The 13,839-nt window shown below is 65.9% G+C and carries 16 protein-coding genes; 10 read left to right on the top strand and 6 right to left on the bottom strand.

Annotation, left to right across the window (positions count from 1 at the left end; genetic code table 11):
• Position 1: 1 nt before the first annotated feature.
• From nagZ to MGN01_RS11380, 8 genes are all read left to right on the top strand, one after another.
• The gene (gene nagZ / locus MGN01_RS11345; RefSeq protein ID WP_147046722.1) at positions 2–1,009 is read left to right on the top strand and encodes a beta-N-acetylhexosaminidase; all 1,008 of its coding nucleotides are present in this window, start codon (positions 2–4) and stop codon (positions 1,007–1,009) included.
• Between the two features lie 149 nt (positions 1,010–1,158).
• On the top strand, positions 1,159–1,425 hold the full coding sequence (locus MGN01_RS11350) for a twin-arginine translocase TatA/TatE family subunit (RefSeq protein ID WP_147046723.1): 267 nt from the start codon (positions 1,159–1,161) through the stop codon (positions 1,423–1,425).
• 56 nt (positions 1,426–1,481) lie between these two features.
• Positions 1,482–2,000, top strand: a complete 519-nt coding sequence (gene tatB, locus MGN01_RS11355; protein WP_147046724.1) for a Sec-independent protein translocase protein TatB — start codon at positions 1,482–1,484, stop codon at positions 1,998–2,000.
• Entirely contained in the window at positions 1,997–2,797 is an 801-nt protein-coding gene (tatC, locus tag MGN01_RS11360; protein ID WP_147046725.1) for a twin-arginine translocase subunit TatC, read from the top strand. The genes tatB and tatC overlap by 4 nt, the downstream gene beginning before the upstream one ends.
• 63 nt (positions 2,798–2,860) lie before the next feature.
• Complete coding sequence (serS, locus tag MGN01_RS11365; protein ID WP_147046726.1) at positions 2,861–4,144, top strand: serine--tRNA ligase; 1,284 nt, start codon at positions 2,861–2,863, stop codon at positions 4,142–4,144.
• Positions 4,144–4,908 (top strand): 5'/3'-nucleotidase SurE, encoded by a 765-nt coding sequence (surE, locus tag MGN01_RS11370; protein WP_147046727.1) that lies wholly within the window; start codon positions 4,144–4,146, stop codon positions 4,906–4,908. The genes serS and surE overlap by 1 nt, the downstream gene beginning before the upstream one ends.
• Positions 4,909–5,067: 159 nt before the next feature.
• Positions 5,068–5,736: a protein-L-isoaspartate O-methyltransferase family protein gene (locus tag MGN01_RS11375; protein ID WP_147046728.1), complete on the top strand. Its 669-nt coding sequence runs from the start codon at positions 5,068–5,070 to the stop codon at positions 5,734–5,736.
• 133 nt (positions 5,737–5,869) lie between these two features.
• Complete coding sequence (locus MGN01_RS11380; RefSeq protein ID WP_147046729.1) at positions 5,870–7,138, top strand: M23 family metallopeptidase; 1,269 nt, start codon at positions 5,870–5,872, stop codon at positions 7,136–7,138.
• Between the two features lie 168 nt (positions 7,139–7,306).
• Here the strand turns inward: MGN01_RS11380 and MGN01_RS11385 are convergent, their stop codons facing one another.
• The 3 genes from MGN01_RS11385 to MGN01_RS11395 form a co-directional block, all read right to left on the bottom strand.
• On the bottom strand, positions 7,307–7,678 hold the full coding sequence (locus MGN01_RS11385; protein WP_147046730.1) for a YidB family protein: 372 nt from the start codon (positions 7,676–7,678) through the stop codon (positions 7,307–7,309).
• Between the two features lie 99 nt (positions 7,679–7,777).
• Positions 7,778–8,656 (bottom strand): ATP-binding protein, encoded by an 879-nt coding sequence (locus MGN01_RS11390; RefSeq protein ID WP_147046731.1) that lies wholly within the window; start codon positions 8,654–8,656, stop codon positions 7,778–7,780.
• Between the two features lie 35 nt (positions 8,657–8,691).
• Complete coding sequence (locus MGN01_RS11395) at positions 8,692–10,083, bottom strand: aminotransferase (RefSeq protein WP_147046732.1); 1,392 nt, start codon at positions 10,081–10,083, stop codon at positions 8,692–8,694.
• Between the two features lie 106 nt (positions 10,084–10,189).
• Here MGN01_RS11395 and MGN01_RS11400 point away from each other — a divergent pair, with 106 nt between their 5' ends.
• Entirely contained in the window at positions 10,190–10,729 is a 540-nt protein-coding gene (locus tag MGN01_RS11400; RefSeq protein ID WP_147046733.1) for a hypothetical protein, read from the top strand.
• Between the two features lie 9 nt (positions 10,730–10,738).
• Here the strand turns inward: MGN01_RS11400 and MGN01_RS11405 are convergent, their stop codons facing one another.
• Complete coding sequence (locus MGN01_RS11405) at positions 10,739–11,119, bottom strand: hypothetical protein (RefSeq protein ID WP_147046734.1); 381 nt, start codon at positions 11,117–11,119, stop codon at positions 10,739–10,741.
• 432 nt (positions 11,120–11,551) lie between these two features.
• Positions 11,552–12,355, bottom strand: coding sequence for a response regulator (locus MGN01_RS11410; RefSeq protein ID WP_147046735.1), 804 nt, complete (start codon positions 12,353–12,355; stop codon positions 11,552–11,554).
• A 186-nt stretch (positions 12,356–12,541) separates the two neighbouring features.
• Between MGN01_RS11410 and MGN01_RS24580 the strand changes: the two genes are divergently transcribed.
• The gene (locus MGN01_RS24580; protein ID WP_147046736.1) at positions 12,542–12,766 is read left to right on the top strand and encodes a NepR family anti-sigma factor; all 225 of its coding nucleotides are present in this window, start codon (positions 12,542–12,544) and stop codon (positions 12,764–12,766) included.
• 47 nt (positions 12,767–12,813) lie between these two features.
• Here MGN01_RS24580 and MGN01_RS11420 read toward each other — a convergent pair whose 3' ends face one another.
• Positions 12,814–12,990 carry a DUF1328 domain-containing protein gene (locus MGN01_RS11420; RefSeq protein ID WP_012454900.1) on the bottom strand — a complete coding sequence of 59 codons (177 nt, stop codon included), beginning with the start codon at positions 12,988–12,990 and terminating at the stop codon, positions 12,814–12,816.
• Between the last annotated feature and the right edge of the window lie 849 nt (positions 12,991–13,839).

Consider the following 13,839-nt stretch of genomic DNA (forward strand, 5'->3'; position numbering starts at 1 on the left):
CATGACCTGCCGTGCTCTGATTCTCGGCTGTTCCGGCAAGACGCTCACGGCGCGTGAGGCGGCGTTCTTCCGCGACGCACAGCCCTGGGGCTTCATCCTGTTCAAGCGCAACATCGGCACGCCCGACGAGGTGCGCGCGCTGACCGCTGCCCTGCGCGACACAATCGGCCGCGCCGACGCGCCTGTCTTGATCGACCAGGAAGGCGGACGCGTGCAGCGCATGGGACCGCCCTTTTGGCCGAAATATCCGGCCGGCGCCCGCTTCGGGCGGCTCAATGGTTCGGCCAAGGCGATGGCTTGGCTCGGCGCTCGGCTGATGGCGCATGATCTGGCGGATGTCGGCATCAACGTCGATTGCGCGCCGATGCTAGACGTGCCGGTCGAGGGTACCCACGAGATCATCGGTGACCGTGCCTATGCCCGGGACGCGAACTCGGTCGCCGAGATCGGCCGCGCGGTGGCCGAGGGGCTGATGGCCGGCGGCGTGCTGCCGGTGATCAAGCACCTCCCCGGCCATGGCCGCGCCACCAGCGACAGCCACATGCAGCTGCCCGTGGTCGATGCCGACCGGGCGAGCCTGGAAGCCACCGACTTCCGGCCGTTCCAGGCACTCGCCGATATGCCGCTCGCGATGAGCGCGCATGTGGTCTACCCGCATCTCGATCCGAAAAAGCCGGCTACGCTGTCACGCATCGTCATCGAAGACATCATCCGCGATACCATTGGCTTCGATGGCTTGCTGATGACCGACGACCTCTCGATGAAGGCGCTCAAGGGTTCCTACCGCCGGCGCGCGGAAGCCGCCTTCGCCGCGGGCATCGACGTCGCGCTTCACTGCAACGGCCAGATGCGGCAGATGCGCAGTGTGGTCGAGGGAACGCCGCTGCTCTCTGGAATGTCCCTGCAGCGGGCGCATGCCGCGCTGGCCCGGCTTTCGAATAGCTCCGAGAGTTTCGATGTCGCCGAGGCGCGTAGCCGCTTCGAGGCGGGGCTCGCCGCCGCGGCCTGACGCCGCGAGACACGGATCTGCCCCCAATTTGTAACCTGCGGATGGCACGAGCGAACTTGTGTTCGCCCGGGCCGATCCCTAGGTTGGCGCGAACTCTTCGACTGGAAAAGGCATCGCGTCGATAGCGGCGCGGTGCAGGAAAATGCGCCATGGGTAGCTTGAGTATCTGGCACTGGATCGTCGTGGCGGTCATCGTCATGATGCTGTTCGGCCGCGGCAAGGTCTCCGAGCTGATGGGCGACGTCGCCAAGGGCATCAAGGCCTTCAAGAAGGGCATGGCCGAGGACGACGAGGCGCCTAAGTCCCAGCAGCCTCCGGTGGCGACGATGCCGTCGAGCGAACCGGTCCGCACCATTCCCCACCAGGGCGAGCCGAGCCATGCGCCGGCGCAGTCGGCCGATCACCGCATAGGCTGAGGCTCAGCGCCTCTTCGCCGATTCAAGCGGCCGCGCAAGGCGGGACCAACGACGTCATGCTGGACTTTAGCTGGGGCGAGGTGATGCTGATCGGCGGCGTCGCCCTGATCGTCATCGGGCCGAAAGACCTGCCGAAAGCCCTGCGCACGGTCGGGCAGGTCACCTCCAAGGTGCGCCGCATGGCCGGCGAGTTCCATCACCAGTTCAACGAGGCGATCCGCGAGGCCGAACTCGACGAGATCAAGCGCGATGTCGAAGGCGTGAAGCGCCAGGCCGAGAGCTTCAAGCCGAGCTTCAACCCCGTCGATACGATCCGCAACGAGCTCAAGAGCGCCGTCGAGGGTCGTAACGCGGGCAAGGCGGCCGATCCGGCGCAGAACCTGATGCAGAGCACGGCGCCCTCCGCCATTGCGGGCGCGGATGATGCGACCACCGAGCGGCTGTCGCAGGGCGGCAGCTACGATGTCCCGCGGCCGACCGAGCTCTCCGAGGTCGTGCAGTCCGAGACGGCAGGCGTCACGCCTCCGCACTCCCAACCCAGCGAATCGAAACCGTCGGACGGCCAGCTTTCATGAAGACCGAGCAGGACGAAGCCGAGATCGAGGCTTCGCGTGCGCCGCTGCTCGAACACCTGATCGAGCTGCGCGCCCGACTGATCAAGTCGTTGATCGCCTTCGTGGTGATGTTCTTCGGGTGCTTCTTCTTCTCCCGGAACATCTACAACCTGCTGGTCCACCCCTACGTGCAGGTAGTCGGGGCGGCCAATGCCGAGCTGATCGCGACGCATTTCCTCGAGCAGATCTTCACAAACATCAAGCTCAGCGTGTTCGGCGCCGGCTTCCTGGCCTTTCCGGTCATCGCCACGCAGATCTACGCCTTCGTAGCCCCGGGCCTCTACCGCAACGAGCGCAAGGCGTTCCTGCCGTACCTGATCGCGACCCCGATCTTCTTCATCCTCGGTGCGCTGGTCGTCTATTTCCTGGCGATGCCGCTGCTGATCTCGTTCTCGGTCTCGCTGCAACAGGTGGGTGTGGCCGGCGAGCCGACGATCAAGCTCCTGCCGAAGGTCGACGAGTACCTCTCGCTGATCATGACCCTGATCTTCGCCTTCGGCCTCGCCTTTCAGATGCCGGTGATCCTGACGCTTCTCGGCCAGGTCGGCATTATCGACCAAGCCTTCCTCAAAGAGAAGCGTCGCTACGCCATCGTGCTGGTCTTCGTCGCAGCTGCAGTTCTGACGCCGCCCGACGTGATTTCACAGCTCTCCCTCGCGCTGCCGATGCTACTGCTCTACGAGGCCTCGGTCTTCTCGGTCGGCCGCGTGGAGAAGATGCGCAAGGCGCAGCGGGTGGCAGCAGGGCTGGAGCCGTAGGGGCGGCCTTGTGATGCTCCGGTCGATGCTGCAAAGCGTGCACGATCAGGATCAGAGCCACCCATGCACGACATCCGCGCCATCCGCGAGAACCCAGAGGCCTTCGACAACGACCTCGCCCGGCGTGGCCTGGAGCCGCTGAGCGCCTCGCTGATCGCGCTGGACGACGCGCGCAAGGCGGCGACTTCGGCAGCCCAGGCCAACCAAGAGCGGCGCAACGCACTCTCCAAGGAGATCGGCGGCGCCAAGAAGGCGAAGGACGAGGCCCGCGCCAGCGAGTTGATGGCCGAGGTCGCGCGGCTCAAGGAGGATGCCTCCCGCCTCGAGACCGAGCAGACGCAAGCCGGAAAGATCCTCGACGAGGAACTCGCAAAAATCCCGAACCGGCCGAAGGCCGACGTGCCGCCGGGCGCCGACGAGCACGGCAATGTCGAGTATCGCCGCTACGATTCCGGGCGCGAGCGGCTGAGCGAGGGGCGCCAGCACTTCGAGCTCGGCGAGGCTACTGGCCTGATGGATTTCGAAGCGGCGGCGAAGCTGTCCGGCTCTCGATTTGTGGTGCTGAAGGGCCAGCTCGCTCGGCTGGAGCGGTCGCTTGGCCAGTTCATGCTCGATCTGCATACGACCGAGCATGGCTACACGGAAGTCGCACCGCCGATCCTGGTGCGCGACGAGGCGATGTTCGGTACGGCGCAGTTGCCGAAGTTCCGGGACGACCAGTTCGCGGCCGGAGACGGCTTCTGGCTCGTCCCCACGGCCGAGGTCCCCCTCACCAACCTCGTCCGCGAATCTATCCTCTCCGAGGACGAACTCCCCCTCCGCTTCACGGCTCTCACCCCGTGCTTCCGCGCGGAGGCTGGAGCGGCGGGGCGCGACACCCGCGGCATGCTGCGCCAGCATCAGTTCAACAAGGTTGAGCTGGTCTCGATCACAGCCCCGGAAAAATCCGAGGAAGAGCACGAGCGCATGCTCGCCTGCGCCGAGACGGTCCTGAAGAAGCTCGACCTGACCTACCGCGTCATGACGCTGTGCACAGGTGACATGGGATTTGCTTCGCAGAAGACCTACGACATCGAGGTCTGGGTGCCCGGCCAGCAAACCTATCGCGAGATTTCGTCCTGCTCGGTCTGTGGTGATTTCCAGGCCCGGCGGATGAATGCGCGCTATCGGGGGAAGGACGGCAAGCCGACCTTCGTGCATACGCTGAACGGCTCCGGCATCGCGGTTGGCCGCGCGCTGATCGCCGTGATGGAAAATTACCAGAACCCTGACGGGAGCATCACAATCCCGTCCGTGCTTCAGCCCTATATGGGCGGCCTCAACCGGATCGAGGGACCGAACACCTGATGCGCATTCTCGTCACCAACGACGACGGCATCCATGCGCCGGGGCTCGAGACGCTGGAGGGCATTGCCCAAAGCCTGAGCGACGACGTTTGGGTGGTCGCGCCGGAACACGATCAGTCGGGCGTCTCGCACTCGCTCTCGCTGAACGACCCGCTGCGGCTGCGCCAGATTTCCGAGAAGCGGTTTGCCGTGAAGGGCACGCCGTCCGATTGCGTGATCATGGGCGTCGCCCACCTGTTGGCAGAGCACAAACCCGATCTGGTGCTGTCCGGCGTCAATCGCGGCCAGAATGTCGCCGAAGACGTGACCTATTCGGGTACCATCGCCGCTGCGATGGAGGGCACCATCCTCGGCGTTCCATCGATCGCGCTGAGCCAAGCCTATGGGCACGGCGGCCGGGCCGGCATCAAGTTCCAATGCGCTGCCGAGCACGGCGCGCGTGTGGTGCGCAAGATCCTGGATGTGGGAATCGAGCCCGGCATCGTCGTCAACGTGAACTTCCCGGATTGCGAGCCGGGCGAAGTGCAGGGCACCGCCGTGGCCACTCAGGGCCAGCGCAACCAGGCGCTCCTGCGTATCGACGCCCGCCATGACGGCCGCGGCAACCCGTATTTCTGGCTCGCCTTCGCCAAGGCGCGGTTCGAGCCGGGTACCGGCTCGGATCTCAAGGCCATCGCCGAGAACCGCATCTCGGTGACGCCGCTGCGGCTCGATCTCACCGACGAGCCGACTTTGACGCGTTTTGCGAAGGCGTTTGAGAACTGAACGTCCCGCCGGACCGTCATTCCAGCGCTCGGCGCAGGTGAGAAACCCGAATCCACCACCGGCTTCCGCCATGGCCGTGCATCACGGGTGGGTTCCGGGTTCTCCTCTGGCGCCCCGGAACGGCGGTGCCGCGATAGACACGATCGAGGAGTGAGCACGATGCCAATCGCAGGGGAGGGTGACGACGCCTCTGCGATCGGTGATGCGGCCTTCGTGCTGCTTCTGCGGGAGCATGGCACCCGCGAGACTGCGGTCCTGCGGGCCATGGAGCTGGTGCCGCGAGAACTCTTCGTTCCGCCCGCACTTCACGCCCATGCCCGCCGCGACATCGCCCTGCCGCTGACCTGCGGGCAGAGTATGACGGCCCCAACGACGGTTGCCGCGATGCTCGGGCTGCTGAGCGTGCCTGCCGGTGCGCGCGTTCTCGAGATTGGCACCGGCTCCGGCTACGTCACCGCGCTGCTCGTGCATCTCGGCAGCGGCCAGGTCCGCAGTATTGAGCGCTATGCCAGCCTCGCCCGCTCGGCCCAGGACCGTCTCAGCCGCGATCTCCCGGGCGCCACCGTGGAGATTGGCGACGGGCTCGATGCTGACACGGTCGGGCAAGGAAGCTTCGACCGCATCCTGATCAACGGCGCCTACGCCGACGTTCCCGCGCATCTCGCCAGGGCTCTCGCGCCGGGCGGGAGGCTCGTCGGCGCTGTCGCGACGGGGCAGGGAAAACGGGTCACCGTCGTCGACCGCGCAGCCGACGGCAGCCTCACCAGACGAACCGAGATGACCTGTCGCCTGCCCTCTCTGACCGCAGGTCGAGCGGGTGTGTTCTAACGGTCTCGCCGCAGGGGCGACAGGTTCCTCATTCCCGCAAATGCGATGCAATCTTGGTGAACGGGAACGGTTGTTTAACCTGAATCCCTTTTGAATGAGGTCATCAAGTTTGCGTCTGTAAGCGGGTGCGTCGATGCGTGTGCGAGGGGCGGGTCTGGGGTGGAAGACGCTATCGCGTCTCGCCCTCATCGGAATGATCGGCGGCGGCACCGCCGCCTGCTCGTCGGACGCGTCGCGCCTCAGCGACCCGTTTACCAATCCCTTCTCGTCGAACGAGCCTGCCGCCACCGGCAGCCTCGGCGAGAGCGGCGAGTCCATGACCTCGGCGCCTGCCATCCGCACCCCGCGCATCCAGTCGCAGGAGCTCGCCGCTCCGGGCGCCAAGATGTCGGCTCGCCCGCTTCCGGCGCCTCGCGTCGCGGCAGCCGAGCCCGTCGTGGTCTCCGGTGGTGCCGTCGACGGCATGAACCCGAGCGCCGGCAAGGCCATGACGCCCCGCGTCTCGCCGGCCGCTCCGCAGCCGAAGCTCGTGTTCGGCAAGGGCGCCCAACCCTCCGAGAAGCATGACAAGGCCGCCGAGGCCCGCCGCGAAGCCGAGGCTCGCAGGGAGGCGGAGGCTCGGAAGCAGGCAGAAGCTCGCAAAGAGGCAGAGGCCCGCAAGGACGCCGAAGCCAAGAAGCAGGCCGATGCCCGCAAGGCAGCCGAGGCGAAGAAAGCCGCCGAGGCCAAGAGCGCACCGAAGCACACGGCCAAGGTAGAAGCCAAGCCGGAGCCCAAGGCCGACAAGAAGGCCGACGCTAAGCGCGAGGCCGAGGTGAAGGCTGCCAAGGCCGACGCGCAGAAGAAGGTTGCCGAGGCAAAGGCTGCCGAAGCCGCCGCGAAGGCCGCCGCCAAGGAGACCAAGCAGGCTGCGGCAGCCAAGACGGCCGTGAAGGAAGCGCCTGTTGTCAAGGAAGCGGAGAAGCCTGCGCCCGCTCCCGCCAAGGTCGCCAGCGCCGAGCCCACTACCACCGCCTCGGTGAAGGCCGATTCCACCGAGTCGTTCCGCTGGCCGGCCAAGGGCCGGGTCATCAACGGCTACGGCACGTCGGGCAACGAAGGCATCAACATCGCCGTGCCGGAAGGCACACCCGTGAAGGCGGCAGAGGACGGCACCGTGGCCTATGCCGGATCCGAGGTGAAGGGCTATGGCAAGCTCGTCCTGGTGCGCCACGCCAACGGCTACGTCTCAGCCTATGCCCATAACGGCGAACTCGACGTGAAGCCCGGCGACAAGGTCAAGCGCGGCCAAACCATCGCGAAGTCGGGCGCCACCGGCAACGTGACGTCTCCCCAGCTGCACTTCGAAATCCGCAAGGGCGCGACCCCGGTCGACCCGATGCCGCACCTCGCCAGCAACTGATTTTCCGAGATAGCAGACCAAAGCGGCGGCTCCGAGAGGAGCCGCCGCTTTGGTTTTTGAGCAGGGATCGAGACAGCATTGCTATGGGGCGATGCGCCATTCCAGGGCCGCGAAGCGAACCCCGGAACGACGGCGCACAAGACCGTGTACCGACTGCGCCGACCCTTCTCAGGTCGCATGACCGCTCTCGGGCGCCGGCGGCTGCAACTGTCCGTCTGGGCTGTGCTGGTCGACCGCCTGGGGCAACACCTTCGCGAGCACGTCGAGCACCTGGTCGTAGGGGATGCCGAGCTTGTCCGCGATCTCCCTGGTATGAGGGTCGTTCAGTGCGTTGCGCAGGTCGTCGGTGGTGATCGGCTGGTTTTCGCCGCGGCCGAGCCAGGAATTCACCTGCTTGCCGTAGCCCGACTGCGAGAGTTGGTTGAGCACGCCTTGCAGGCCACCCGGATAGACCCGCTCGATGATGCCCGGCAGGGCAGCGGCGGCCGTTGAGCCGAGCACGCCGCCGAGCGACCCCTTGATGCTGTCGAACAAGCTCATCGCGCGCATCCTTCCGCCATCGGCCGCCAGAACCGCGGCGGTACAGTATCAGGCGGTGAGACTACACGCAGACGACGGTTTCGCCAGCAGGTTGCGGGCTCAGCTCTCCAGCCGTTGACCCAACCGGCCGGCGAGATCCTGAATGAACTGGAAAGCCGTGCGGCCGGAGCGTGAGCCGCGCGTCGTCGCCCATTCGAGCGCCTCGGCGCGCAGCCGATCCTGCTCGATCATGAGGCCGTAGCGCTCGACATAGCCGCGGATCATCGCGAGGTACTCGTCCTGGCTGCACTTGTGGAAGCCGAGCCAGAGGCCGAAGCGGTCCGAGAGCGAGACCTTCTCCTCCACCGCCTCGCCTGGATTGATTGCCGTCGAGCGCTCGTTCTCCACCATCTCACGGGCGAGGAGGTGCCGGCGGTTGGAGGTGGCGTAGAACAGCACGTTCTCCGGCCGGCCCTCGATGCCGCCGTCGAGCGCCGTCTTCAGCGACTTGTAGGAGGTGTCGTCGGCATCGAAAGAGAGGTCGTCGCAGAACACCAGCCAGCGATGCGGGTCGGGGCGCAGCACGGCCATCAGGTCGGGCAGGGCCTCGATGTCTTCGCGATGAATCTCGACGAGTTTCATCGGCAGCACGCCCTCGGCCCGGCGAGCATTGATCTCGGCCTGCGCCGCCTTGACCAGGGAGGACTTGCCCATGCCGCGCGCGCCCCAGAGCAGGGCGTTGTTGGCCGGCAGGCCCTTGGCGAAACGCTCGGTATTCTCGACCAGCATGTCGCGCATCCGGTCGATGCCGGTGAGTAGGCCGATCTCGACGCGGTTGACCTTCGGCACCGGGATCAGACGCCGCTCGGGACCCCACAGAAAGGCGTCGGCGGCCGTCGTGTCGGTCTTCGGCACGGCCTGCGGCGCGGCGCGCTCCAGGGCCGTCGCGATCCGCTCAAGAAGCGGCATAAGGGTGCGGAGGTTTGCTTCGTCGGTCATGGGGGATGTGGCTGCCGTCGGTTTCCTGCGCAGTATCAAGCAGCCGGCATCGCCTCCAGCCCTTCCTGCGCAATCCAGCCGGCCGTCCGGTCAAGGGCGCGGGTCAGGCGCTCGAACAGGGTGTCGATCTCGTCGGGCTCGATGACGAGCGGCGGGCAGACGGCGATGCGGTCTCCCGCGAGGAAGCGCACGATCAGCCCCTCGGCTTGGCAGAAGGCGACACAGCGTGCAGCAACGCCGGCCTTCGGGTCGTACTGCCGTTTCGAGACTTTGTCGGCGACGATCTCGATGCCGCCGATCAGGCCGATGCCGCGGGCCTCGCCGATCAGCGGATGCTCGGCGAGGGCGGTCAGTCGGGACTGGAAGTGGGGTGCCTTCTCCGCGGCGCGCTCGATTACGCGGTCGCGACGGTAGATCTCGAGGGTCTTGTTGGCGACGGCGCAGGCGACGGGGTGGCCCGAATAGGTCGTGCCGTGCCCGAAGCCGCCGAGCTTGGCGCTCTCGTCGAGCATCGCACGGTAGAGCGGCTCGTCGACCGAGATGCCGCCGAGCGGCAGGTAGCCCGAAGTGACCGCCTTGGCGAAGGAGATCGTGTCCGGCCGCATACCGAGCGACTGGCTGCCGAACCAGTTTCCGGTCCGCCCGAAGCCGCAGATGATCTCGTCCGCGATGAGCCGGATATCGTAGCGGTCGAGCACCGCCTGGATCGCCTCGAAATAACCCGCGGGCGGCACGATCGCGCCGCCGGCACCCATGACCGGCTCGGCAAAGAAAGCCGCGACGGTGTCGGGGTCCTCGGCGACGATCTGCGCTTCGAGCGCGTCGGCGAGCCGCTGCGAAAACGCCTCCTCGCTCTCGCCGGGCTCGGCACCGCGGTAGTGATGCGGGCAGGCGGCGTGCAGGAAGCCCGGGATTGGTAAGTCCCAATCGGCGTGGTTGGCGGGCAATCCCGTCAGCGAGGCAGTGGCGACGGTGACGCCGTGATAGCCCTTCCGGTGGGACAAAATCTTTTTCTTGCGAGGCCGCCCCAGCGCATTGTTCATGTACCAGATGAGCTTCACCTGGGTGTCGTTCGCCTCCGATCCCGACGAGGTGAAGAAGATCTTGGAGGTCGGAACCGGCATCAGCTCCTTGAGCGTCTCGGCCAGCTCGATCGCCGGGTCATGGCTTCGGCCGGAGAACAGGTGCGTGAAGGGCAGCCGCGACATCTGCTCGGTCGCCGCCTCCACCAATTCCTCGTTGGAGTAGCCGAGCGCCGTGCACCACAGGCCGGCCATGCCTTCGAGATAGGGGCGCCCATCGGTGTCATAGACCCAGACGCCGTGGCCACGCTCCAGCACCAGCGGCCCGGTCTCCCGGAACGTCGCGAGGTTGGTGTAGGGATGGATCAGCGTCTCGACGTCCCGAGCGGCGATGTTCGAGAGCATGGGGGCAGTCTCATCGGCGAGGTGGGAGCCGCCACACTAACGGCCCGATGCCGCGGCAGTAACCCAAGGATCCGCCCTTCGCCGCTGCAAAAAGTCACCGCCTGCGATGCTCGACCCCGCTACGATCGTCGCCACGCCTGCTGCCGGCCGCGCCTGCGGCACCTGCACTCTGTGCTGCAAGGTCTACGACGTGCCGGCCGTGGAGAGCGTCGCAGGGCAATGGTGCCGGCATACGAAAGCGGGCCAGGGCTGCGGCATCCATGCGAGCCGTCCCGATCATTGCCGCAACTTCCACTGCCTCTGGATGACCGAGAACTGGATCGGTCCGGAATGGAAGCCCGATCGCGCCAAGATGGTGCTGACGCTTGATCCCATTAGCCGGTCGCTGAACGTGCAGGTCGATCCTGGTCAGCCGAACTGTTGGAAGCGCGAGCCGTATTACGGCCAGCTGCGGCGGTGGGCCGCAGCCTCGCTACCTCTCAAGCGCCACGTCTTGGTTCACGTGAACAAGAGCACCACCGTGGTGCTCCCCGATCGCGACGTGCCACTCGGCCTCTTCGCCGAAGGTGACAGGCTGGTCGCGCGCGAGCGGATGACGCCGAACGGTCTGACTGCGGATGTAGAGAAGGTCAGCTCGACGGCGTGACGCCTGGCCTCAAACCATGCAGCGGCCGGGCACCATGCGCCGTGCCTCGGGGCCGACGAGCGAGCTGAGCGGCGCCTCGCAACCCTCGCGCATCATGCGGCGCGGCTTCGGCAGCATCTCCCGCTCGCTGGCGCTAGGCCCGACAATGGCCGGGTTGGTACGCGTGGCGGGACGTGCCTGCGAAACCTCAGAGGCGGTGTCACGATGGATGGGGCTGATCGACAGCGAAGCCGGGCGGGTGCCCGGAAGCGAGGTCGCGAGACGGGCTGCGGCAGCGGCGGCCTGCGGAACAACCAGCCTGTCGGCGCTGGCGCGTACCGAGGGCAGCACGAGCAGCGTGAGGATCACTGCCGGTCCACCAACGCCAAGAAGGAAGCCAGACCGGAGCATCGCGAAGCACTCCAAAAACAGAGCTTGACAGGTTGTCGGTACAACTCCCGTGCGTCGCGTCGGTTCCTTGACTGTTACGTTTCCGTTAAGCTTTCGTTTTCACGCCGTTTCGACTTGATACCAGAAGTCCCTTGAGGGGCAGTTATCCCCGCTCTCCGCGTTGCAATAATGCGCCGATCGGCAAAAAAATTTGGGCGGCGTGCCGGTATGGCGAGGAACCGGCTTCGTCCGGTGCCGTTGTGTCATCACCCGGCCACCTGGTCCTCCCCGCATTCCCCTTGTGCATCGGCCGGAACCTCATCGACGGGCTGGATCCGATCCAGCCCGTTTTTTCCTGTGTCCGTCACGATAGCCCGCAAACGAAAGGCCCCGGTGGATTGAGATCCGCCGGGGCCTTTTGTTGTGTCATGATCCTGGGGCGTTGCCCTCGGCTCAGGCCGACTTCGCCTCGCGGCGGCGCGCGCTCTGCTGGAAGAACAGCGCCTGGCTGATCACCGCCGAGACATTGGCAGGCTGGAACGGCTTCGCGATGAGGAAGGCCGGCTCCGGACGCTCGCCCGTAAGGAAGCGCTCGGGATAGGCAGTGATGAAGATCACCGGCACCTCGAAGGTCTTCAGGAGATCATTAACCGCATCCAGGCCCGACGAGCCGTCGGCAAGCTGGATGTCGGCGAGGATCAGTCCGGGGCGCTTGCCGTCCGAAGCGAGCTTGACCGCCTCGGTACGGGTGCGAGCGACGCCGATGACGTTGTGCCCGAGACCCTCGACCAGCGCCTCGAGATCCATCGCGATCAGCGGCTCGTCCTCGATAATGAGGATGTCGGTGGCCATGTCGGCGGCGAGTTCGCGGCCGGCCTCGTCGACCAGTTCGCGCACCTCGGTAACATCGACGTCGAGGATGATCGCCGCGTCCTCCTCGGAGAAGCCTTCCAGGCAGGAGAGCAGGAACGCCTGACGCGGCAGCGGCGTAATCTGACCCAAGCGGATCTCGGCAGGGAGATCATGCTGGACCTGCTCGCTGCTGCCGTTCACCGACAGCGAATTCCAGATGCGGGTGAAGACCCGGAAAAGGTCGGCCTTGACGTTGGTGCTGCGGCCAAGCGTTTCAGGCTCGTTGACCAGCGTTTCGAGCGTCGCGGCGACATAGGCATCGCCGGCGACTTGGCTGCCGGTGAGCGCGCGGGCGTATCGGCGCAGATACGGCAGATGCTGCACGACGAGTTGTGCTGTCGACATGAGTTCCCCTGAGCCTTCGCCGCTCTTAGTGTTGCTTCCGCCCTAACGCGAACCGCCGCGCTCCGTTCCGCGGCGCAGCGGAACCCACACCGGCCCAAGGCGTTTCCGCACGAGCCATGACTCAAGTTCAGCCGTAAAACAATCGCGGCCAACGTCGCTGCAGCGACGTCTAGGGGATCGAACCGTATGACGGAAGACGAGAAGGCCGGCGGCCTCCACGCAGGTGGCTCGTTGCCGGCCGCGCAGACGCCCGACGCTGTCCAGCCGCTTGGGAAACACGCTCATCGGCGTATCGGTGCCCATCTACGCACAATGTACGATTCGATCGTTCAACAGCCCATCCCGAGCCGCTTCAGCGATCTCATTGCGCAGCTCGATGACGGCCCAGCCGAAGCCTCGGATCAGGGGTGACAGCGGGACCCCTCCGAAGAGAGGCCCCGTTGATCTTCGGCGACGACCTACAGTGTCGTCGAGCGCCCGCGCATCAGGCCGATGACAGCCGAGATCGCGAACAGAACGATCGCGACGAAGAAGACGAGCTTGGCGGCTTCCATAGCTGTACCGGCGATCCCGCCGAACCCGAGCAGGGCAGCGACCAGGGCGACTACGAGGAATGTTACGGCCCAACCGAGCATGTGCTGGTTCCTTCTCGTATAGTTGGCGCGGCACAGGCCGCGGCCTCTTGAAGGAAATAACGTCAAGGTTCGAGCAGCGGTTCCTCACGCATCACGGACTGCGAACGATTGTTGTTCACAATCGAAAGCGGCGTTTCACCGGCCAAACTCCAAAAGACGCATGGAGCGGTTTGCCTGCCTTGCATCGCGGCTCCTGCCCATCGTGCGATCATCCGCCCCATCCTGCAAATCTCGGCAGCGGCCGGAACCGACTGGCGGGAGACCGGGTTCGTCACCATCTTGGGGAGGACACGTCGTGGGAGCCGTGATGAACCGAACGAGATCAGCCTCCGCCGCCAAGCGTCCCTCAAGCATCGAGCGCTGGCTCGGCGCCGCAGCCGAAGGGCTGGGCCGTCTGCTGGAGGCGCTCGGTCCGCAGCCGCAGCTCAAGCCTGTACCCGTGAGGGTCCGCCCGGGCCGCGGGCCGAGCAGACGCTGAGCAGTCACCGCAAGATTCTGTCACCCGTGGACGCCGTTGGGAAACCAGCGGCGTTTTCGTTTCTGGACCTCGCACATGAGCCGTGGTGGCTTCCGGATCGGCAACAATACATCCGATGAATGTCGTGCAGACACGGCACCTGCGCAGTCTTCCGTGAGATTTGTCGGCGTGAAAGGCCGAGTTGTTCACGGCATCCGTTCTCTGCCGCGATTGTCGCTGCCGCGTTCGCTCGCCTAGTTCCTTGAACGCGCCTGCAATCCTCGCCGCACGGCGTGGCAGCAGCGGTCTGCTCAACGATCCAAGGCCGTGCCGGCGCGGGAGTCCTATGCAAATGGAATTCGGCAAGCGTCGACAGGCGGCCATTCGAGCGG

Origin of the sequence: Methylobacterium gnaphalii (assembly GCF_007992215.1) — a bacterium.
GTDB classification, from domain to species: Bacteria; Pseudomonadota; Alphaproteobacteria; order Rhizobiales; family Beijerinckiaceae; genus Methylobacterium; species Methylobacterium gnaphalii.